Genomic DNA, 15,271 nt, shown 5'->3' on the forward strand with positions numbered 1-15,271 from the left:
CGAAGGATTGCGCCATGCTTTTTGAAGCCAAGGAAGTTACGCCGGAAACGCTGCTCAGCGAAGTGCAGCAACTGGCCAACAAAAAATACCGTTTCGTGACTATGTCGCAGACCGTGGTGGACGAAAACACCCTGCGGCTCTACTACCACTTTGACGAAAACCTTACCATGACCGACCTGCGCCACAACGCCGAGCTGTGCGTGTGGGAGCCGGAGGACGCCAAAGGCATGGTCCATCTGCGCATGGACGTGAACAAGGACGCCCCCATCCCCAGCATCACGCCCGTCTACTTTTGCGCCGTGCTCATTGAAAACGAAACCCAGGACCAGTTTGGCGTGCGTTTTGCGGGCCTGCCCCTGGACTACCAGGGCGGCATGTATCTGGAAGGCGAGGTGACCCACGCCCCCTACTTCACCATGACCACCGTGCGGCGCGCCCCTGGGGCCAAGGCCGGAGCCGCCGACGCGGCCCCCAAAGGAGAGCAGGCATGAGCAACCGCACCACCGTCATCCCCTTCGGGCCGCAGCACCCGGTGCTGCCCGAGCCGCTGCACATCAAGTTTGTGGTGGAAGACGAAACCGTGGTGGGGGCCGTGCCCCAGCTCGGCTTTGTGCACCGCGGGCTGGAAAGCCTGGTGCGCGTCAAGGACTACAACCAGATGGTCTTTGTGGTGGAGCGCATCTGCGGCATCTGTTCCTGCATCCACGCCAACTGCTACTGCAACGCCATTGAGGACCTCATGGGCATCACGGCCCCGCCCCGCGCGCAGTTCTTGCGGGTGGTCTGGTCCGAGCTGCACCGCATCCACTCCCACCTGCTCTGGCTCGGGCTGTTTGCGGATTCCTTTGGTTTTGAGAGCGTCTTCCAGCAGTTCTGGCGCATCCGCGAGCACGTCATGGACATCTGTGAAGCCACGGCGGGCAACCGCGTCATCCTTTCAGTCAACGTGGTGGGCGGCGTGCGCCGCGACCTCAACCCGGACCAGATCCGCTGGATGCTCGGCCGCCTGGACGAGCTGGAAACCGGCATGCGCGAGCTGACCCGCACCATGCTGGACGACTACACCGTGCAGGAGCGCACCCGCGGCATCGGCTACCTGAGCAAGGAAGACGCCCGCCTGCTGGGCGCGGCCGGCCCCACCCTGCGCGGCAGCGGCTGGGAAATCGACGAGCGCATGCACGGCTACGCCGCCTACAAAGACCTGAACTTCATCCCCGTGGTGGAGCCGGACGGCGACTGTTACGCCCGCGCCAAGGTGCGCTTCTTTGAGGTGCTGCACGCCATTGAGCTCATCCGCGAGGCCCTGAACCGCCTGCCGGAAAGCGAGCTTACGGTCAAAACGCCCGGCAACCCCGATGGCGAATCCGTCTTCCGCGTGGAGCAGCCCCGCGGCGAGCTCTTCTACTACATCCGGGCCAACGGCACCAAAAACCTGGAGCGCATGCGCGTGCGTACGCCCACTTTCGCCAATATTCCTGCCCTGCTGCACATGCTGCCGGGCTGCAAACTGCCCGACGTGCCGGTGATCGTGCTGAGCATCGACCCGTGCATTTCCTGCACCGAGAGGTAGCGCCATGTATATGCTTCCCAACGTGTTGCGCAATCTGTCCGCCAAGCCGGCCACCAGGCTTTACCCCCTGGAGGAGCGCGAACCCTTCGCCAATTACCGGGGCGTCATCACCAACGCGGTGGAGCGCTGCATCTTTTGCAGCACCTGCGCCCGCGTCTGCCCCACCGGGGCCATTGTGGTGGACGCCAAAGGCGGCAAATGGAACTATGATCCCTTCCTCTGCGTCTATTGCTCCGCCTGCGTGGAAAAATGCCCCACCAAATGCCTGCTGCAGGAGCCCATCCACCGCAAGCCTTCGGTGAGCAAGTTCGTGGTCCACAGGGCGGGCACGCCGCGCGTCAAGAAGGCCAAGCCTGCCCCCGCCAAAGCTGAAGGAAAGTAATCCGCCGAGTTCACTGCGGAAGCTACTGCCCCAGGCCGCCCGAAGGCGGCCTGGGGCTTTGTCGGGGCATAGGGGGCAGATTCCGGCTACGCTCGCCGAAAACCGCAGGCGCTTGGGCAGCTGTCGTCTTTGGTAGTGTCCAGAGTAGTGTCCGGTAGTGTCGGTAGTGTCCAGAATTTTTCGCACATTTCGTAGCGGCCGCGTGGTCAGGATTTTTGTTCTGCCTTAAGGCACTGGTGCGCTCACCTGGCTAAAGCCGTAAAAAAGCGTCCCCTGGTAACAGGGGACGCTACAGCATCGTGCGGAACCCAAAGTTCCGCAAATGGCCCCCGTCGGGGGCAAGGTTTATTTGTCGCTTTCAGTCGCTGCCGGGGCGGCTTCCTTGGCGGGAGCAGCGACGGCAGGGGCCGCTTCCTTGGCCGGAGCGGCCTCAAGGCTGCGCGTAAGCTCAATGATAGCCATGGGGGCATTATCGCCCTTGCGGGGCATGGCCAGCTTGAGCACGCGGGTATAGCCGCCGGGCACCCCGGCGAACAGGGGGCCGATCTCGTCGAACAGCCGCTTGACCAGGGCATGGTCGTTGAGCGTCCGATAGGCCAGCCGACGGGAGTGCAGGTCGTTGCGCTTGGCAAGGGTAATCAGGGGCTCCACCACCCGGCGCAGTTCCTTGGCCTTCATTTCCGTAGTGCGGATTTTGCCGTGGAGCAGCAGCGCCTTGGCGAGATTGTGCAACAGGGCCTTGCGGTGCGCAGGCGTGCGCGAAAGTTTCCTTCCGGAATTGCTATGCCTCATTTTGCAGCTTCCTTTTCCATTCCTGATATTTCTTGTCGAAGTTGTCGACCTTCATGCCGAAGTCGAGGCCCATATCCAGCAGCACGCTCTTGATTTCGTCCAGCGATTTGCGGCCGAAGTTTTTGGTCTTGAGCATTTCGGCCTCAGTCCGCTGCACCAGCTCGCCCACCAGGGCAATGTTGGCGCTGCGCAGGCAGTTGGTAGCCCGCACGGAAAGCTCCAGGTCGTCAATGCTCTTGAAGAGATGCTCGTTGAGCTCGCCGCTGTCGCCGCTGCCGTCGCGCATGTCGCCGGAAACCCGCTCATCAAAATTGATGAATACGGAGATCTGGTCCTTGATAATCTTGGCGCTGTAGGCAATGGCGTCCTCAGGCGTCAGGGAGCCGTCGGTCCACACTTCCAACAACAGGCGGTCATAGTTGGTCATCTGGCCCACGCGGGCCTGTTCCACCGTATAAGCCACCTTGCGCACCGGCGAGAAGCTGGAGTCCAGACGGATCAGGCCGATCTCGTCGTCCAGGCCCTCGTGCATGTCGGCGGGCACATAGCCCTTGCCCATGCGGACCTCAAACTCCATTTCCAGGTCCACGTCCTCAGTGAGGGTGGCGAGGTGCAGATCAGGATTGAGCACGCTGACGTGCTGGTTGGTCTCAATCTGCCCGGCCAGGACCGGCCCGCGGGAGGAGGCCCGCAAGGTCAGGCGCTGGGGTTCCTCCGTATCCATGCGCAGGCGCACCTGCTTGATATTGAGGATGACGTCGGTAACGTCCTCCAGCACCCCGTGGATGGTGGTGAACTCGTGCTGCACCCCGGCAATCTTCACGGAAACAAAGGCCGACCCCTGCAAGGAGGAGAGCAGCACACGCCGCAAGGCATTGCCGATGGTGGTACCGTAGCCCCGCTCCAGGGGTTCGCAGATGAACTTGCCGTGGGTGGCGCTGGCGGTTTCTTCTTCGCGCACGATCTGATCCGGCTTGACCAGCTCGGACCAGTTTCGCGCGTTGATAAGGCGTTCGCCCTGTTTTATAAGCATGCGAACCCCCGGTTATTTCGAGTAAAGTTCGACGATCAGCTGCTCGTTGACGGGGAACTGGATTTCGTCGCGCTGCGGCAGAGCCTTGACCGTACCCTTGAAGGCGGCGCCGTCCGCTTCCAGCCAGGGCGGGCAACCGCGGCGGGCGATGGCCTCCTGGGCTTCGGCCAGGACGGGAATCTTGCGGTTCTTTTCGGGAATCTCAATGGAGTCGCCCACCCGCACCTGCAGGGAGGGGATGTTCACCTTGCGCCCGTTGAGGGTAAAAATGCCGTGGCGCACCAGCTGACGCGCCTGGTTGCGCGAGTTGGCAAAGCCCAGGCGGTAGACCACGTTGTCCAGGCGGCGCTCCAGCATTACCAGCAGGTTGGTGCCGGTAACGCCCTTCTGCATTTCAGCCTTTTCAAAATAGGTGTGGAACTGACGCTCCAGCATGCCATAGGCGCGCCTGGTCTTTTGCTTCTCGCGCAGCTGCACCGCGTATTCGCTCACCTTCTTGCGGGCGCGGCCGTGCTGGCCGGGGGCATAGGGGCGACGGTCATAGGCGCATTTGTCGGTAAAGCAACGGTCGCCCTTCAGAAAGAGCTTGCAGCCCTCGCGGCGGCACATGCGGCACTTGGCTTCGGTATATTTGGCCATGAATCTGATCCTCTTGCGGTTTTACGCTGTCCGCCCGGGCGGACTAGACGCGGCGGCGCTTGGGCGGCCGGCAGCCGTTGTGCGGAATGGGCGTAACGTCACGGATAAAGGCCACCTTGAAGCCCACGGACGAAATGGCGCGCATGGCGGCCTCGCGACCGGAGCCAGGGCCCTTCACATAAATGCCCACGGTGCGCATGCCGTTGTCCTGCGCCTTGCGGGCCGCCGTTTCCGCCGCCACCTGGGCGGCAAAAGGCGTGGATTTGCGGGAGCCCTTAAAGCCGCTCTGGCCCGAAGAGGCCCAAGAAACGGCGTTGCCGCGCGTGTCCGTAAACGTGATGATGGTATTGTTGAACGAAGCCTGAATGTGCGCAATGCCCACCGGCACGTTCTTCTTTTCCTTCTTTTTGACCGCTTTTTTGGGTCTGGCCATACTGCAATCCCTCTGACTGGAGCTTTTCAGATTATGCTCCGCGCGGCGGCGGAAATTCCGTTCGTCCTCACGGCAGCCTTCTACGCTGCGTCCGCTTTACAAACTGCGTCCGACGCAACCGCCAAACTTACTTCTTTTTGCCCACAGCGCCGCGGCGGGGGCCCTTGCGGGTGCGCGCGTTGGTGTGGGTGCGCTGCCCGCGACTGGGCAGGCCGCGCCGATGGCGCAGGCCGCGGTAGCAGCCGATGTCCATCAGGCGTTTGATGTTGCTGGAGATATCGCGGCGCAGGTCGCCCTCCACCTTGTAATGCTGCTCCAGCTCTTTACGGATTTCGTTCACCTCGTCGGCGGAGAGGTCGTCAATGTTCCGCTCCCAGTTGACGCCGGTGGTGTCCAGAATTTTCAGGGCCGTGGTGCGGCCGATGCCATAGATATAGGTGAGCGCAATGTCCACCCGTTTGCCGCGCGGCAAATCAACACCTGCTATTCTCGCCACAGTACGTCTCCTGCCCTAGCCCTGGCGCTGCTTGTGCCGGGGGTTTTCGCAGATAACTCGAAGCACTCCCTTGCGCCGGATCACCTTACACTTGGGGCATATTTTCTTGACGGAAGGTCTTACTTTCATTTTACATCTCCCAATACGAGCCATTGCGTTGGCCGATAAAGCCGCCGGCACAACCCGGACCGCCGCAGCCGCTGGCGGCCCGCCGCCCCACGAAAATGGGGACGGGAACGGAAATCTTTATCCGGCTTTAGGTATTCTGTCAACCATCAAACAATGGTGTGCCGGTTCAGCCCCTTGTCCGAAACGCTGAGGATGCGCGGTCCGGCCGGGGTGATGGCCACACTGTGTTCAAAATGGGCCGCCCACTGGCCGTCCCGGGTTACGGCCGTCCACTGGTCGTCCAGAATGTCCACTTCATAGGTGCCCATGGTTACCATGGGCTCAATGGCGATGACCATGCCGTTCTGCAGGGTCAGGCCCTTCATGCCGGGGCGGAAGTTGGGCACCTCGGGCTTTTCGTGCATGCGCGAACCTACGCCGTGGCCCACAAAGCGGCGCACCACATTGAAGCCCGCGGCCTCCACATAATCCTGCACGGCCGCGCCGATGCTGTACACGTCGTTGCCGGCCCTGGCCTGCTCAATGCCCACATAGAGGCTTTCTTCCGTGACCTTGAGCAGCTTGCGCACGGGTTCGCTCACCGGGCCCACAGGGAAGGTGCGCGCCGCGTCGCCCACAAAGTCCTCAAACACCACGCCCATGTCGGCGCTCACAATGTCCCCTTCCTGCAGCACGCGCGTTTCAGAAGGAAAGCCGTGCACCACCTGCTCGTTGACCGAGCAGCAGAGGGCAAAGGGATAGCCGCAGTAGCCCAGAAAGGCGGGCTTCACCTTGTAATCGGCGCACATGTCGCGCGCCAGCTCTTCCAGGCGCATGGTGGGCACGCCGGGCGCAACCATGGCGCCCAGGGCGTCCAGAATGTTGGCCACCATGCGGTTGGCTTCCCGCAGGCAGGCCACTTCCCGTTCATTCTTAATAAATGCGCCGTGATACTTCTTCATGATTCACCATCCGCGCTTAGAGCCTGCCGCTCTTGCGCGCCTTGGCCATCAGGCCCTGGTACTGGCTGGAGATCATGTGGGATTCCACCTGATTCATGAAGTCCATGGCCACGCCCACGAGGATGAGGAGGCTGGTGCCGCCAAAGTAGAACGGCACGTTAAAGTTGCTGATGAGCAACATGGGCAGCAGGCAGACAATGGAAATGTAGATACCCCCAGAGAGGGTCAGCCGCGAAAGCACAGTATCAATATATTCCTGCGTTCTGTCTCCGGGCCGGATGCCGGGGATGAAGCCGCCGTTCTTCTTCAGGTTTTCGGCCATGTCCTTGGGGTCAAAAATAATGGCCGTGTAGAAGTAGCAGAAGAAGAACATCAGCGCCACATACAGCACGTTGTAGGCCACGCCGTGGGGCGAAAACCATGCCGCCGCCTGCTTCACATAGTGGTTGGTGGAAAACTGGCCGATCGTGGCCGGGAACAAAAGCAGCGAAGAGGCGAAAATGGGCGGAATAACGCCCGCCGTGTTCAGCCGCAGGGGCAGGTGCGAATTCTGCCCGCCGTACATTTTGCGCCCGATCTGGCGCTTGGCGTAGCTGATGGGGATGCGCCGCTGGGCGCGCTCCACAAACACGATGGCCACCAGCACCGCCGCCATAAAGGCCAGAATGACCACGGCCATAAAGATGCTCATGTCCCCGGCCTCAATGAGCGCCACGGACTGGATGATGCCGCGCGGGATGCCCACCACAATGCCGCAGAAGATGATCAGCGAAATGCCGTTGCCGATGCCGCGCTCCGTAATCTGTTCGCCCAGCCACATGACCAGCACGGAACCCGCCGTGAAGGTAATCATGGTCACCAGGCGGAAATGCCAGCCCGGCGCCAGCACCACAGGCGTGCCCGCAGGGCTGGTCATGTTTTCCAGGCCCACGGCGATGCCCAGGCCCTGCACCAGGGTGATGAGCACCGTCAGGTAGCGGGTATACTGGGTTATTTTGCGGCGGCCCGCCTGGCCCTCCTCGCGCGCCATGCGCTTGACGTCCGGGCTGACTACCTGCAGAAGCTGCATGATGATGCTGGCCGAGATGTAGGGCATGACGCCCAGGGCAAAAACCGAGACGTTGGAAAGCCCGCCGCCCGAAAACATATCGAAAAGACTGAACAGCGTGCCGGACATGCTCTCAAAAAACGAAGCCAGGGCCGAGGCGTTCACCCCCGGCACCGGCACATGTACGCCGATGCGGTAGCAGCACAGAATCAGGAAGGTCCAGCCCAGCTTTTTGGTCAGCGAGGCCTGTCCTGCCGTCACATTTGCCGATCCTACTGCCATGTATCACCTGCCGTAAAAACCCGTTGTGGTGCTGCGCCGGGGCCTTGCAGCGGGCCGAAGACCGCCGCGCCACAGCGCGGCCGGGGCCTCGCCCGGCTGGACGAAAACCCCGGCTCTCTCGTCATCCGCAAAAGCCTTACTCCGCCGGAACAGCCTCAAGCTCGTTGACGCTGCCGCCGGCCTGGCGGATTTTTTCCGCCGCGGCCTTGCTGAATTTGTGGGCCTCCACCGTCAGGGCCTTGGAGAGATCCCCGCGCGAAAGCACCTTCACCGGCGCGCCCATGCGGGCCAGGCCGCGGGCGTAAATGTCGTCCAGGGTGATGGACGTCTGCTCGCCGAAGGCGGCGGTGAGGCTGTCCAGATTGATGACGTCGTAGGTCACCTTGAACAGATAGTTCTTAAAGCCGTGCTTGGGCAAACGCCGCTGCAGGGGCATCTGGCCGCCCTCAAAGCCGGGGCGCACGCCGCCGCCCGCACGGGCGTTCTGGCCCTTGTGGCCCTTGCCCGAGGTGCCGCCCAGACCGGAACCCGCGCCGCGGCCCACGCGACGGCGGGTCTTGCGCTCTTCCGGAAAGGGAAAAAGATTGTGCAGTTGCATGGTCTATGTCCTCCGGCCGTTATTCAACGACGGCCACCATATGCGGAACTTTGGCGATGATGCCCCGAATGGCCGGGGTGTCCTTGAACGTCCGGACCTTTTCGCGACGCTTGAGGCCCAGGGCGTCCAGCAGCTTGCGTTGCGCGGGCGTTGCGCCAATGCGCGAGCGCACCAGTTTGACCTTGATTTCTGCTGCCATGACTACTTCCTCGGAGCTTCCAGCTTCTTGCCGCGCAGGGCCGAGACGTCGGCCGCGCTGCGCAGGGCACCCAGGCCCTGCATGGTGGCGCGAAGCACGTTGTGCGGGTTGTTGGTGCCGATGGCTTTGGCCAGCACGTCGCGCACGCCCACGGCTTCCATCACCGCGCGCACAGCGCCGCCGGCGATGATGCCCGTGCCTTCGGAGGCGGGCTTGAGCATGACGCGCCCGGCGCCGAAGCGGCCCAGCACCTCATAGGGCAGGGTGCCCTCCACCAGGGGGATCTGCACGCGGTTCTTGCGGGCGCGTTCCGTGGCTTTGCGCAGGGCCTCAGGCACTTCCTGGGCCTTGCCCAGACCGAAGCCCACGCCCCCCTTGCCGTCGCCCACCACCACCAGGGCGCTGAAGCTGAACCGGCGACCGCCCTTGACCACCTTGGCCACGCGGTTGAGGGAAACGATTTTTTCGATTTCGCCCAGTTCGTTCTGCTGGGTTTCGCTATTTTCCTGACGCATACTAGAACTCCAGGCCGCCTTCGCGGGCGCCGTCGGCCACGGCCTTGATCCGGCCGTGATAAAGATACCCGTTGCGATCGAATACCACCTGACTGATATTCTTTTCCTTGGCCAGGCGGGCAATTTCCTTGCCCACACGTTGGGCGCCGCTCAGGTTGCAGTGCAGGCCCGGTTCCGCTTTGGCCAGCGTGAGGGTGGAGGCGGCCGCCAGGGTCGCGCCGTCCACGTCGTTCACGATCTGGGCGTAGATGTGCAGGTTGGACCGGAAGACCACCAGACGCGGCCGTGCGGCCGTGCCGTTGACCTTTTTGCGGATGCGAATCTTGCGGCGCTGCCGGGATGAGTTCTTGCTGTTGATCATGACGCGCTCCCTACTTCTTGCCGCCGGACTTGCCCACCTTGCGGCGGATGGTCTCGGTCACATACTTGATGCCCTTGCCCTTGTAGGGCTCAGGCTTGCGGATGCGACGGATCTTGGCGGCCATTTCGCCCACCAGCTCCTTATCAATGCCGGAGAGGGTCAGCACCTGGCCTTCCACCGTCGCCTTGATGCCTTCGGGCAGATCCACCACCACAGGGTGGGAGTAGCCCACGGAAAGCTCGATGAGGTTGCCTTTCACCGCCACGCGGTAGCCCACGCCGATGACTTCCAACCCCTTGGAAAAACCCTTGGTCACGCCTTCAATGCAGTTGGCGAGCAGCGTGCGCCGCAGGCCGTGCTGGGCGCGGGTCTGCCGCTCGTCGTCCACCCGGGTAAGGGTAAGGTGGCCGTCGGCCAGTTCGTACTTGAGCAGGGGGCAGACAGGGGTGCACAACGTGCCCTTGGGGCCCTTCACTTCCACAACGTCCGTTCCGATCTTGACGTCAACGCCATTGGGAACGGGAATGGGCAGTCTACCTATTCTCGACATGGTGCACCGCCTACCAGATTTCGCACAAAAGTTCGCCGCCCACTTTCTTCTCTTGGGCGGTCATACCGTCCAGCACACCGCTGGACGTGGACAATATGCAGATGCCGAGGCCGTTCTGCACCCTGGGGATCTGGTGCGCGCCCACATACACCCGGCGACCGGGCGTGCTCACGCGCTTGAGCCCGGTAATGACGGGCCGGCCCTTTTCGTAGCGCAGGGCGATGGTGATGTTCTTCTCGTCCAGGGCCACGTCTTCCACATAGCCTTCCTGCTTGAGGATGGCGGCCAGCGCTGCCTTCATTTTCGAGCGCGGCACTTGCACATCCTTATGCAGGGCCAGGTGCGCGTTGCGGATGCGGGTGAGCATGTCCGCAATAGGGTCTGTCAACATGAAATGCTCCTGAGAGGTTGGGGGCGGGGTTGACGGCCCCATGCCGCCACTTCCCGCGGGCGCGCGCAGCGCGCCCCGGACCGCCGTGCGGCGGTCCTGAAAAACCGTGCTACCAGCTGGACTTGCGCACGCCCGGCAGATCGCCCTTGAGGGCAAGATTGCGGAAGCAGATACGGCAGACGCCGAACTGGCGCAGGAAGGCGCGCGACCGACCGCAGAGCGGGCAGCGGTTGTAGGCGCGGGCGCTGAACTTGGGCTTGCGCTTGGCCTTTACTTCCAAAGAAGTACGGGACATGGCTTGACTCCTACTTGCGGAACGGCATGCCCAGCTGGTCCAGAAGGAACTTGCCCTCCTTGTCCGTGGCCGCCGTGGTGACGATGGTGATGTTCATGCCCTTGGGGTTTTCCACGCGGTCCACCTCAAGCTCGGGGAAAATGGTGTGCTCTTTGATGCCCAGGGTGAAGTTGCCGCGCCCGTCAAAGCCACGGTCGGGAATGCCGCGGAAGTCGCGCACGCGGGGCAGAGCGAAGTTCATGAGCTTGTCCAGAAAGTCCCACATGCGGTCCTTGCGCAGGGTCACGCGCGCGCCGATGGGCATCCCTTCGCGCAGCTTGAAGGCGGCGATGGACTTTTTGGCGCGGGTCACCACAGCCTTCTGGCCGGCAATGGCGGTAAGCTCCGCCACGGCCTCTTCCATGAGCTTGTTGTTCTGGCTGGCCGCGCCCAGGCCGATGTTCAGAGAGACTTTTTCAATCCCGGGCAGTTGCATGGACGAGGAGTAGCTGAACTCCTTTTGCAGTACCGGAACCACCTTCTCTCTATATATCTTTTCAAGGCGTGTCATCGTTTCACCTTATTCCATGACTTCGTTGCACTTTTTGCAAAAGCGCACTTTCTTTTCCTTGCCCTCGGACTCAATGGTCCGATAGCCCACGCGCGTGGCCTTGCCGCAGGCGGAGCACACAACCATGACGTTGGAGACATGGATGGGCATCTCTTTCTCCACGATGCCGCCGGGCTGCTGGGCATAAGGATTGGGACGCATGTGGCGCTTGACCAGATTGGCCTTTTCCACCACCACTTTGTCCTTCTTGCGCAGGATCTTGAGCACCTTGCCGATCTTGCCCGCGTCCTTGCCGGCGATTACCATCACCTTGTCGTCCTTGCGGATGCGATACGTTTTCATGACGGTCTCCTACAGCACTTCCGGGGCCAGCGAAATAATCTTCATAAAGTTCTGGGCGCGCAGCTCACGGGCCACGGGTCCGAAAATACGGGTGCCCACGGGTTCGCCCTGGCTGGACAAAAGCACGGCGGCATTGCCGTCAAACTTGATGTAGCTGCCGTCGGCCCGGCGCACTTCCTTGGCCGTGCGCACGATGACGGCCTTCATCACGTCGCCCTTCTTCACTTTGCTGTGGGGCATGGCTTCCTTGACGGAAACCATGATGACGTCGCCCACCGAGGCGTAGCGGCGGTGCGAACCGCCCAGCACCTTGATGCAGGCGACCTTTTTGGCGCCGGAATTGTCGGCGACCTGAAGCGTGGACTCAACCTGAATCATGGCGCTACCCTACACGGCTTTTTCAATGACGGAGACCAGATGCCAGCGCTTATTGCGCGACAGGGGACGGTACTCCACAATCTTGACTTTGTCGCCCATACCGCATTCGTTCATGGGATCATGAGCCGTGAACTTTTTGCGGCGCCTCACATACTTTTTGAGCAGCGGGTGCTTGACCAGGGTTTCGACGCGCACAACAATGGTCTTGTCGTTTTTGTCGCTCACCACGATGCCGGTCAGCGTTCTGCCCTTGCGATCTTCCAGAGTGTGCATCTTACGCCCTCTGTTCCTTTTCGTTGAGAATGGTCTCCATACGCGCCACCTGGCGACGCATGACCTTGAGCTCGGAAGTTTTCTCAAGCTGGGCCATGGCGTGCTTGAAGCGGGCGTGCATCATTTCCTGGCGCTGTTCAGCCAGCTTGCCGCGCAGTTCTTCGGCGCTCATGGCGCGCAGGGCGGCAACGTCGGGCCTGGCGGCGTCGGTCTTCTTTTTGGCAGCCATCTTACAGGCCCTCCCTCAGCACGATAACGGTCTTCACAGGCAGCTTGTGCGCGGCGCGGGTGAGCGCCTCGCGGGCCAGGTCCAGGCTCACGCCGCGGATCTCATAGAGCACGCGGCCGGGCTTGACCGGCGCGCACCAGCCCACGGGAGCGCCCTTGCCGGAACCCTGACGGGTTTCCAGAGGCTTGGCCGTCACGGGGCGATCGGGGAAGATGCGGATCCAGACCTTGCCGCCGCGCTTGATGTGCCGCATCATGGCGATACGCGCGGCTTCAATCTGCTGGCTGGAAAGGTGCCCGTGCTGCACCGCCTTGAGGCCGATGTCGCCGAAGGCAATGGTGGCGCCGCGGGAGGCCAGGCCGCGCAGGCGGCCTTTCTGCCACTTGCGGTATTTAACTTTTTTGGGCGCAAGCATTACTATTCAACCTCTTTGTCAAGGATTTCACCCTTATAGATCCACACCTTGACGCCAATGATGCCGTAGGTGGTGCGCGCTTCGGCAAAGCCGTAGTCAATATCGGCGCGCAGGGTCTGCAAGGGCACGCGGCCGTCGCGGTACCATTCGGTGCGGGCGATTTCCGCGCCGGCAAGGCGTCCGGCGCAGGTCACCTTGATGCCTTCGCCGCCAAACTTGCGGGCCATGGAAACCGTGCGTTTCATGGCGCGGCGGAAGGCCACGCGGCGCTCCAGCTGCTGGGCGATGTTTTCGGCCACCAGCTGGGCGTCCACTTCGGGACGACGGATTTCATTCACTTCCAGCGAAAACTCGCGGCCGAATTTCTGCCGCAGGTCGGCGCGCAGCTTTTCAATTTCCACACCCTTGCGCCCGATGACAATGCCGGGGCGAGCCGTGGACAGGATGAGCCGTACCTTGCCGCCGGCGCGCTCGATCTCAATCTTGGAAAGCCCTGCATGGTACAGGAGCTTCTTGACGAACGCGCGGATTTTGCTGTCCTCGTAGACAAAGGCAGGGTATTCCTTCTTGCTGAACCAGCGGGACTGCCAGTTTTTGTTGTACCCAAGCCGGAACCCGAACGGATGTACTTTCTGACCCATAGCCTATTCCTGCCCTTCTGCGAGTATGACGGTGATGTGGCTCGTGCGCTTGCGGATCTTGGTGGCCCGGCCCTGGGCACGGGGCATGAAGCGCTTCCAGGAGGGGCCCTCGTTGACGACGATTTCCTTCACCACCATGGCGTCCACATCCACGCCGCCCAGCTGCGAGGCATTGGCGAGCGCGCTTTTAACCACGCCGTAGAGCACGCCGGCGGGCTTGTTGGGCGTAAAGCGGAGGAGGTTCATGGCCTCTTCCACCCCCAGGCCCTGCACGTTGCGGGCCACCAGGCGGGTCTTGCGCGGCGAGACGCGCTGGAACTTGGCGATTGCTTTGGATTCCATATCCCTACCCTACTTCTTGGCGGCCTTGGCCTTTTTATCGGCGGCGTGCCCATGAAAGGTGCGGGTGGGCGAAAACTCGCCCAGTTTGTGGCCCACCATGTTTTCGGTGACAAACACCGGCACGAACTTCTTGCCATTATGCACCGCGAAGGTCAGCCCCACCATTTCGGGCAGGATGGTCGAGCGGCGCGACCAGGTCTTGAGCACGCGGCGGTCACTGTTGGCCACGGCGCTGTCGACCTTCTTCATCAGATGGCCGTCCACAAACGGCCCTTTTTTCAGCGATCTCGGCATGAGCTACTCCTACTTCTGGCCGCGGCGTTTGATGATCAGCCGGGAAGAAGGCTTCTTCCTGTCACGGGTCTTGTAGCCCTTGGCGGGCATGCCCCAAGGCGACACGGGGTGCCGGCCGCCGGAGCTGCGGCCTTCGCCGCCGCCCAAGGGGTGGTCGATGGGGTTCATGGCCACGCCGCGCACCTGGGGGCGACGGCCCAGCCAGCGGTTGCGGCCGGCCTTGCCCAAAGAGATGGTTTCGTGGTGCAGGTTGCCCACCTGGCCCACCGTGGCCACGCACATGGCCAGGACCTTGCGCACTTCGCCCGAGGGCAGGCGCAGCAGGGCGTATTTGCCCTCCTTGGCCACCAGCTGGGCATAGGCCCCGGCGGCGCGGCAGATCTGCCCGCCCTTGCCGGGGTAGAGCTCCACGTTGTGGAGCACCGTGCCCACGGGAATGCGCAGCATGGGCAGCGCGTTGCCGGGCTTGATGTCGGCCGTTTCGCCGCTGCGTTCATTAACGCCGGCCATGACCGTATCGCCCTGCTTCAGGCCCACGGGCGCGAGGATATAGCGCTTTTCGCCGTCCGCGTAGTGCAGAAGGGCGATGCGGGCCGTGCGGTTGGGGTCATATTCAATGTGGGCCACAGTGGCCGGAACGCCGGTTTTATCGCGCTTAAAGTCAATGATGCGGTACAGCCGCTTGACCCCGCCGCCGCGACGGCGGCTGGTGACGCGCCCCAGATTGTTGCGACCGGCCTTTTTGGTCAGGCCCTCGGTGAGGGACTTTTCGGGCCGCGTCCGGGTGATTTCCTCAAAATCGGAAACCGTCTGGAAACGACGTCCCGCGGAGGTCGGCTTCAGCTTGCGGACAGCCATGATTACACTCCCTCAAAGAACTCGATTTTGTCGCCCTGGCGCAGCGTCACATACGCTTTCTTGAAGCCGGGCTTGCGGCCCACCACGCGGCCCTGACGCTCCCTGTTCCGGGGGGCGTGGCGCACCACGTTGACCGCTTCCACCTTAACGTCAAAGGCCTGCTCGACGGCCTTTTTGATTTCCATCTTGTTGGCCCCGGTGTGGACCAGGAAGGCCACCTGCCGCGCTTCGTCCTTGACCAGGGTGGTCTTTTCCGTCAGCAGGGGCTTGAGCAGAACAGAAGTGCTTTCCATGA

The 15,271-nt window shown here is 62.2% G+C and carries 29 protein-coding genes; 3 read left to right on the forward strand and 26 right to left on the reverse strand.

Translation table 11 applies throughout. The annotated features are described in order from the left end of the window. The first annotated feature begins 14 nt into the window (after nucleotides 1-14). The 3 genes from BLS55_RS07735 to BLS55_RS07745 are packed head-to-tail and all read left to right on the forward strand — an operon-like array spanning nucleotide 15 to nucleotide 1,952. Complete coding sequence (locus BLS55_RS07735) at nucleotides 15-491, forward strand: NADH-quinone oxidoreductase subunit C (protein WP_092154022.1); 477 nt, start codon at nucleotides 15-17, stop codon at nucleotides 489-491. Then, a complete protein-coding gene (locus BLS55_RS07740; protein WP_092154024.1) occupies nucleotides 488-1,570 on the forward strand; it encodes a hydrogenase large subunit in 1,083 nt (360 codons plus the stop codon). Before BLS55_RS07735 ends, BLS55_RS07740 begins: the two co-directional genes overlap by 4 nt. Nucleotides 1,571-1,574: 4 nt before the next feature. Then, complete coding sequence (locus BLS55_RS07745) at nucleotides 1,575-1,952, forward strand: 4Fe-4S binding protein (RefSeq protein WP_092154026.1); 378 nt, start codon at nucleotides 1,575-1,577, stop codon at nucleotides 1,950-1,952. Nucleotides 1,953-2,297: 345 nt separating this feature from the next. Here the strand turns inward: BLS55_RS07745 and rplQ are convergent, their stop codons facing one another. The 26 genes from rplQ to rplW form a co-directional block, all read right to left on the reverse strand. Then, nucleotides 2,298-2,744 (reverse strand): 50S ribosomal protein L17, encoded by a 447-nt coding sequence (rplQ, locus tag BLS55_RS07750; RefSeq protein WP_092154028.1) that lies wholly within the window; start codon nucleotides 2,742-2,744, stop codon nucleotides 2,298-2,300. Continuing rightward, nucleotides 2,734-3,777 carry a DNA-directed RNA polymerase subunit alpha gene (locus tag BLS55_RS07755; RefSeq protein WP_092154030.1) on the reverse strand — a complete coding sequence of 348 codons (1,044 nt, stop codon included), beginning with the start codon at nucleotides 3,775-3,777 and terminating at the stop codon, nucleotides 2,734-2,736. Before BLS55_RS07755 ends, rplQ begins: the two co-directional genes overlap by 11 nt. Before the next feature lie 12 nt (nucleotides 3,778-3,789). After that, nucleotides 3,790-4,416, reverse strand: coding sequence for a 30S ribosomal protein S4 (gene rpsD / locus BLS55_RS07760; RefSeq protein WP_092154031.1), 627 nt, complete (start codon nucleotides 4,414-4,416; stop codon nucleotides 3,790-3,792). Between the two features lie 43 nt (nucleotides 4,417-4,459). Continuing rightward, nucleotides 4,460-4,849 carry a 30S ribosomal protein S11 gene (gene rpsK, locus BLS55_RS07765; protein ID WP_092154033.1) on the reverse strand — a complete coding sequence of 130 codons (390 nt, stop codon included), beginning with the start codon at nucleotides 4,847-4,849 and terminating at the stop codon, nucleotides 4,460-4,462. 127 nt (nucleotides 4,850-4,976) lie between these two features. After that, complete coding sequence (gene rpsM / locus BLS55_RS07770; protein WP_092154035.1) at nucleotides 4,977-5,345, reverse strand: 30S ribosomal protein S13; 369 nt, start codon at nucleotides 5,343-5,345, stop codon at nucleotides 4,977-4,979. A 15-nt stretch (nucleotides 5,346-5,360) separates the two neighbouring features. Beyond that, nucleotides 5,361-5,474, reverse strand: coding sequence for a 50S ribosomal protein L36 (gene rpmJ, locus BLS55_RS07775; protein WP_005027799.1), 114 nt, complete (start codon nucleotides 5,472-5,474; stop codon nucleotides 5,361-5,363). A 146-nt stretch (nucleotides 5,475-5,620) separates the two neighbouring features. Next, on the reverse strand, nucleotides 5,621-6,415 hold the full coding sequence (gene map, locus BLS55_RS07780) for a type I methionyl aminopeptidase (protein ID WP_092154037.1): 795 nt from the start codon (nucleotides 6,413-6,415) through the stop codon (nucleotides 5,621-5,623). 16 nt (nucleotides 6,416-6,431) lie between these two features. Next, nucleotides 6,432-7,745: a preprotein translocase subunit SecY gene (gene secY / locus BLS55_RS07785; protein ID WP_092154039.1), complete on the reverse strand. Its 1,314-nt coding sequence runs from the start codon at nucleotides 7,743-7,745 to the stop codon at nucleotides 6,432-6,434. 136 nt (nucleotides 7,746-7,881) lie between these two features. After that, entirely contained in the window at nucleotides 7,882-8,343 is a 462-nt protein-coding gene (gene rplO, locus BLS55_RS07790; protein WP_092154041.1) for a 50S ribosomal protein L15, read from the reverse strand. 19 nt (nucleotides 8,344-8,362) lie between these two features. Next, nucleotides 8,363-8,542 (reverse strand): 50S ribosomal protein L30, encoded by a 180-nt coding sequence (gene rpmD, locus BLS55_RS07795; protein WP_092154043.1) that lies wholly within the window; start codon nucleotides 8,540-8,542, stop codon nucleotides 8,363-8,365. Between the two features lie 2 nt (nucleotides 8,543-8,544). After that, on the reverse strand, nucleotides 8,545-9,057 hold the full coding sequence (gene rpsE, locus BLS55_RS07800) for a 30S ribosomal protein S5 (RefSeq protein ID WP_092154044.1): 513 nt from the start codon (nucleotides 9,055-9,057) through the stop codon (nucleotides 8,545-8,547). Between the two features lies 1 nt (nucleotide 9,058). After that, nucleotides 9,059-9,418 carry a 50S ribosomal protein L18 gene (gene rplR / locus BLS55_RS07805; RefSeq protein ID WP_092154046.1) on the reverse strand — a complete coding sequence of 120 codons (360 nt, stop codon included), beginning with the start codon at nucleotides 9,416-9,418 and terminating at the stop codon, nucleotides 9,059-9,061. Between the two features lie 10 nt (nucleotides 9,419-9,428). Further along, on the reverse strand, nucleotides 9,429-9,968 hold the full coding sequence (rplF, locus tag BLS55_RS07810) for a 50S ribosomal protein L6 (protein WP_092154048.1): 540 nt from the start codon (nucleotides 9,966-9,968) through the stop codon (nucleotides 9,429-9,431). A gap of 10 nt (nucleotides 9,969-9,978) precedes the next feature. Then, complete coding sequence (rpsH, locus tag BLS55_RS07815; protein ID WP_092154050.1) at nucleotides 9,979-10,359, reverse strand: 30S ribosomal protein S8; 381 nt, start codon at nucleotides 10,357-10,359, stop codon at nucleotides 9,979-9,981. Between the two features lie 109 nt (nucleotides 10,360-10,468). After that, complete coding sequence (locus tag BLS55_RS07820; RefSeq protein WP_092154052.1) at nucleotides 10,469-10,654, reverse strand: type Z 30S ribosomal protein S14; 186 nt, start codon at nucleotides 10,652-10,654, stop codon at nucleotides 10,469-10,471. Nucleotides 10,655-10,664: 10 nt separating this feature from the next. Then, the gene (gene rplE / locus BLS55_RS07825) at nucleotides 10,665-11,204 is read right to left on the reverse strand and encodes a 50S ribosomal protein L5 (protein WP_092154054.1); all 540 of its coding nucleotides are present in this window, start codon (nucleotides 11,202-11,204) and stop codon (nucleotides 10,665-10,667) included. Between the two features lie 9 nt (nucleotides 11,205-11,213). Next, nucleotides 11,214-11,546, reverse strand: coding sequence for a 50S ribosomal protein L24 (rplX, locus tag BLS55_RS07830; protein WP_092154056.1), 333 nt, complete (start codon nucleotides 11,544-11,546; stop codon nucleotides 11,214-11,216). A 9-nt stretch (nucleotides 11,547-11,555) separates the two neighbouring features. Next, nucleotides 11,556-11,924 (reverse strand): 50S ribosomal protein L14, encoded by a 369-nt coding sequence (gene rplN / locus BLS55_RS07835; protein WP_092154058.1) that lies wholly within the window; start codon nucleotides 11,922-11,924, stop codon nucleotides 11,556-11,558. 9 nt (nucleotides 11,925-11,933) lie between these two features. Then, nucleotides 11,934-12,197 (reverse strand): 30S ribosomal protein S17, encoded by a 264-nt coding sequence (gene rpsQ / locus BLS55_RS07840; RefSeq protein ID WP_092154060.1) that lies wholly within the window; start codon nucleotides 12,195-12,197, stop codon nucleotides 11,934-11,936. A gap of 1 nt (nucleotide 12,198) precedes the next feature. Further along, nucleotides 12,199-12,426, reverse strand: a complete 228-nt coding sequence (gene rpmC / locus BLS55_RS07845) for a 50S ribosomal protein L29 (protein ID WP_092154062.1) — start codon at nucleotides 12,424-12,426, stop codon at nucleotides 12,199-12,201. A gap of 1 nt (nucleotide 12,427) precedes the next feature. Next, nucleotides 12,428-12,841 carry a 50S ribosomal protein L16 gene (gene rplP, locus BLS55_RS07850; RefSeq protein WP_092154064.1) on the reverse strand — a complete coding sequence of 138 codons (414 nt, stop codon included), beginning with the start codon at nucleotides 12,839-12,841 and terminating at the stop codon, nucleotides 12,428-12,430. Nucleotides 12,842-12,843: 2 nt separating this feature from the next. After that, nucleotides 12,844-13,482, reverse strand: coding sequence for a 30S ribosomal protein S3 (rpsC, locus tag BLS55_RS07855; protein WP_092154066.1), 639 nt, complete (start codon nucleotides 13,480-13,482; stop codon nucleotides 12,844-12,846). A gap of 3 nt (nucleotides 13,483-13,485) precedes the next feature. Continuing rightward, nucleotides 13,486-13,824, reverse strand: coding sequence for a 50S ribosomal protein L22 (rplV, locus tag BLS55_RS07860; protein ID WP_092154068.1), 339 nt, complete (start codon nucleotides 13,822-13,824; stop codon nucleotides 13,486-13,488). A gap of 9 nt (nucleotides 13,825-13,833) precedes the next feature. Continuing rightward, a complete protein-coding gene (gene rpsS / locus BLS55_RS07865; protein ID WP_092154070.1) occupies nucleotides 13,834-14,118 on the reverse strand; it encodes a 30S ribosomal protein S19 in 285 nt (94 codons plus the stop codon). A 9-nt stretch (nucleotides 14,119-14,127) separates the two neighbouring features. Continuing rightward, on the reverse strand, nucleotides 14,128-14,976 hold the full coding sequence (rplB, locus tag BLS55_RS07870) for a 50S ribosomal protein L2 (protein ID WP_092154072.1): 849 nt from the start codon (nucleotides 14,974-14,976) through the stop codon (nucleotides 14,128-14,130). A gap of 2 nt (nucleotides 14,977-14,978) precedes the next feature. Further along, nucleotides 14,979-15,269: a 50S ribosomal protein L23 gene (rplW, locus tag BLS55_RS07875; RefSeq protein WP_092154074.1), complete on the reverse strand. Its 291-nt coding sequence runs from the start codon at nucleotides 15,267-15,269 to the stop codon at nucleotides 14,979-14,981. Nucleotides 15,270-15,271 lie beyond the last annotated feature (2 nt).

This window comes from Desulfovibrio legallii, assembly GCF_900102485.1.
Taxonomy (GTDB): domain Bacteria; phylum Desulfobacterota; class Desulfovibrionia; order Desulfovibrionales; family Desulfovibrionaceae; genus Desulfovibrio; species Desulfovibrio legallii_A.

What these genes read in the sequence shown, in the direction of transcription:
- rplB (WP_092154072.1), bottom strand. Translation starts at nt 14,976, where the DNA reads ATGGCTGTCCGCAAGCTGAAGCCGACCTCCGCGGGACGTCGTTTCCAG.
- rplQ (WP_092154028.1), bottom strand. Translation starts at nt 2,744, where the DNA reads ATGAGGCATAGCAATTCCGGAAGGAAACTTTCGCGCACGCCTGCGCAC.
- rpsE (WP_092154044.1), bottom strand. Translation starts at nt 9,057, where the DNA reads ATGCGTCAGGAAAATAGCGAAACCCAGCAGAACGAACTGGGCGAAATC.
- rpsK (WP_092154033.1), bottom strand. Translation starts at nt 4,849, where the DNA reads ATGGCCAGACCCAAAAAAGCGGTCAAAAAGAAGGAAAAGAAGAACGTG.
- rpmJ (WP_005027799.1), bottom strand. Translation starts at nt 5,474, where the DNA reads ATGAAAGTAAGACCTTCCGTCAAGAAAATATGCCCCAAGTGTAAGGTG.
- rplX (WP_092154056.1), bottom strand. Translation starts at nt 11,546, where the DNA reads ATGAAAACGTATCGCATCCGCAAGGACGACAAGGTGATGGTAATCGCC.
- rplP (WP_092154064.1), bottom strand. Translation starts at nt 12,841, where the DNA reads ATGCTTGCGCCCAAAAAAGTTAAATACCGCAAGTGGCAGAAAGGCCGC.
- map (WP_092154037.1), bottom strand. Translation starts at nt 6,415, where the DNA reads ATGAAGAAGTATCACGGCGCATTTATTAAGAATGAACGGGAAGTGGCC.
- rpsS (WP_092154070.1), bottom strand. Translation starts at nt 14,118, where the DNA reads ATGCCGAGATCGCTGAAAAAAGGGCCGTTTGTGGACGGCCATCTGATG.
- rpsH (WP_092154050.1), bottom strand. Translation starts at nt 10,359, where the DNA reads ATGTTGACAGACCCTATTGCGGACATGCTCACCCGCATCCGCAACGCG.
- rplV (WP_092154068.1), bottom strand. Translation starts at nt 13,824, where the DNA reads ATGGAATCCAAAGCAATCGCCAAGTTCCAGCGCGTCTCGCCGCGCAAG.
- BLS55_RS07755 (WP_092154030.1), bottom strand. Translation starts at nt 3,777, where the DNA reads ATGCTTATAAAACAGGGCGAACGCCTTATCAACGCGCGAAACTGGTCC.
- BLS55_RS07735 (WP_092154022.1), top strand. Translation starts at nt 15, where the DNA reads ATGCTTTTTGAAGCCAAGGAAGTTACGCCGGAAACGCTGCTCAGCGAA.
- rplO (WP_092154041.1), bottom strand. Translation starts at nt 8,343, where the DNA reads ATGCAACTGCACAATCTTTTTCCCTTTCCGGAAGAGCGCAAGACCCGC.
- rpmC (WP_092154062.1), bottom strand. Translation starts at nt 12,426, where the DNA reads ATGGCTGCCAAAAAGAAGACCGACGCCGCCAGGCCCGACGTTGCCGCC.
- rpsD (WP_092154031.1), bottom strand. Translation starts at nt 4,416, where the DNA reads ATGGCCAAATATACCGAAGCCAAGTGCCGCATGTGCCGCCGCGAGGGC.
- rpsC (WP_092154066.1), bottom strand. Translation starts at nt 13,482, where the DNA reads ATGGGTCAGAAAGTACATCCGTTCGGGTTCCGGCTTGGGTACAACAAA.
- BLS55_RS07745 (WP_092154026.1), top strand. Translation starts at nt 1,575, where the DNA reads ATGTATATGCTTCCCAACGTGTTGCGCAATCTGTCCGCCAAGCCGGCC.
- secY (WP_092154039.1), bottom strand. Translation starts at nt 7,745, where the DNA reads ATGGCAGTAGGATCGGCAAATGTGACGGCAGGACAGGCCTCGCTGACC.
- BLS55_RS07820 (WP_092154052.1), bottom strand. Translation starts at nt 10,654, where the DNA reads ATGTCCCGTACTTCTTTGGAAGTAAAGGCCAAGCGCAAGCCCAAGTTC.
- rplR (WP_092154046.1), bottom strand. Translation starts at nt 9,418, where the DNA reads ATGATCAACAGCAAGAACTCATCCCGGCAGCGCCGCAAGATTCGCATC.
- rplE (WP_092154054.1), bottom strand. Translation starts at nt 11,204, where the DNA reads ATGACACGCCTTGAAAAGATATATAGAGAGAAGGTGGTTCCGGTACTG.
- rplF (WP_092154048.1), bottom strand. Translation starts at nt 9,968, where the DNA reads ATGTCGAGAATAGGTAGACTGCCCATTCCCGTTCCCAATGGCGTTGAC.
- rplW (WP_092154074.1), bottom strand. Translation starts at nt 15,269, where the DNA reads ATGGAAAGCACTTCTGTTCTGCTCAAGCCCCTGCTGACGGAAAAGACC.
- BLS55_RS07740 (WP_092154024.1), top strand. Translation starts at nt 488, where the DNA reads ATGAGCAACCGCACCACCGTCATCCCCTTCGGGCCGCAGCACCCGGTG.
- rpsQ (WP_092154060.1), bottom strand. Translation starts at nt 12,197, where the DNA reads ATGCACACTCTGGAAGATCGCAAGGGCAGAACGCTGACCGGCATCGTG.
- rpmD (WP_092154043.1), bottom strand. Translation starts at nt 8,542, where the DNA reads ATGGCAGCAGAAATCAAGGTCAAACTGGTGCGCTCGCGCATTGGCGCA.
- rplN (WP_092154058.1), bottom strand. Translation starts at nt 11,924, where the DNA reads ATGATTCAGGTTGAGTCCACGCTTCAGGTCGCCGACAATTCCGGCGCC.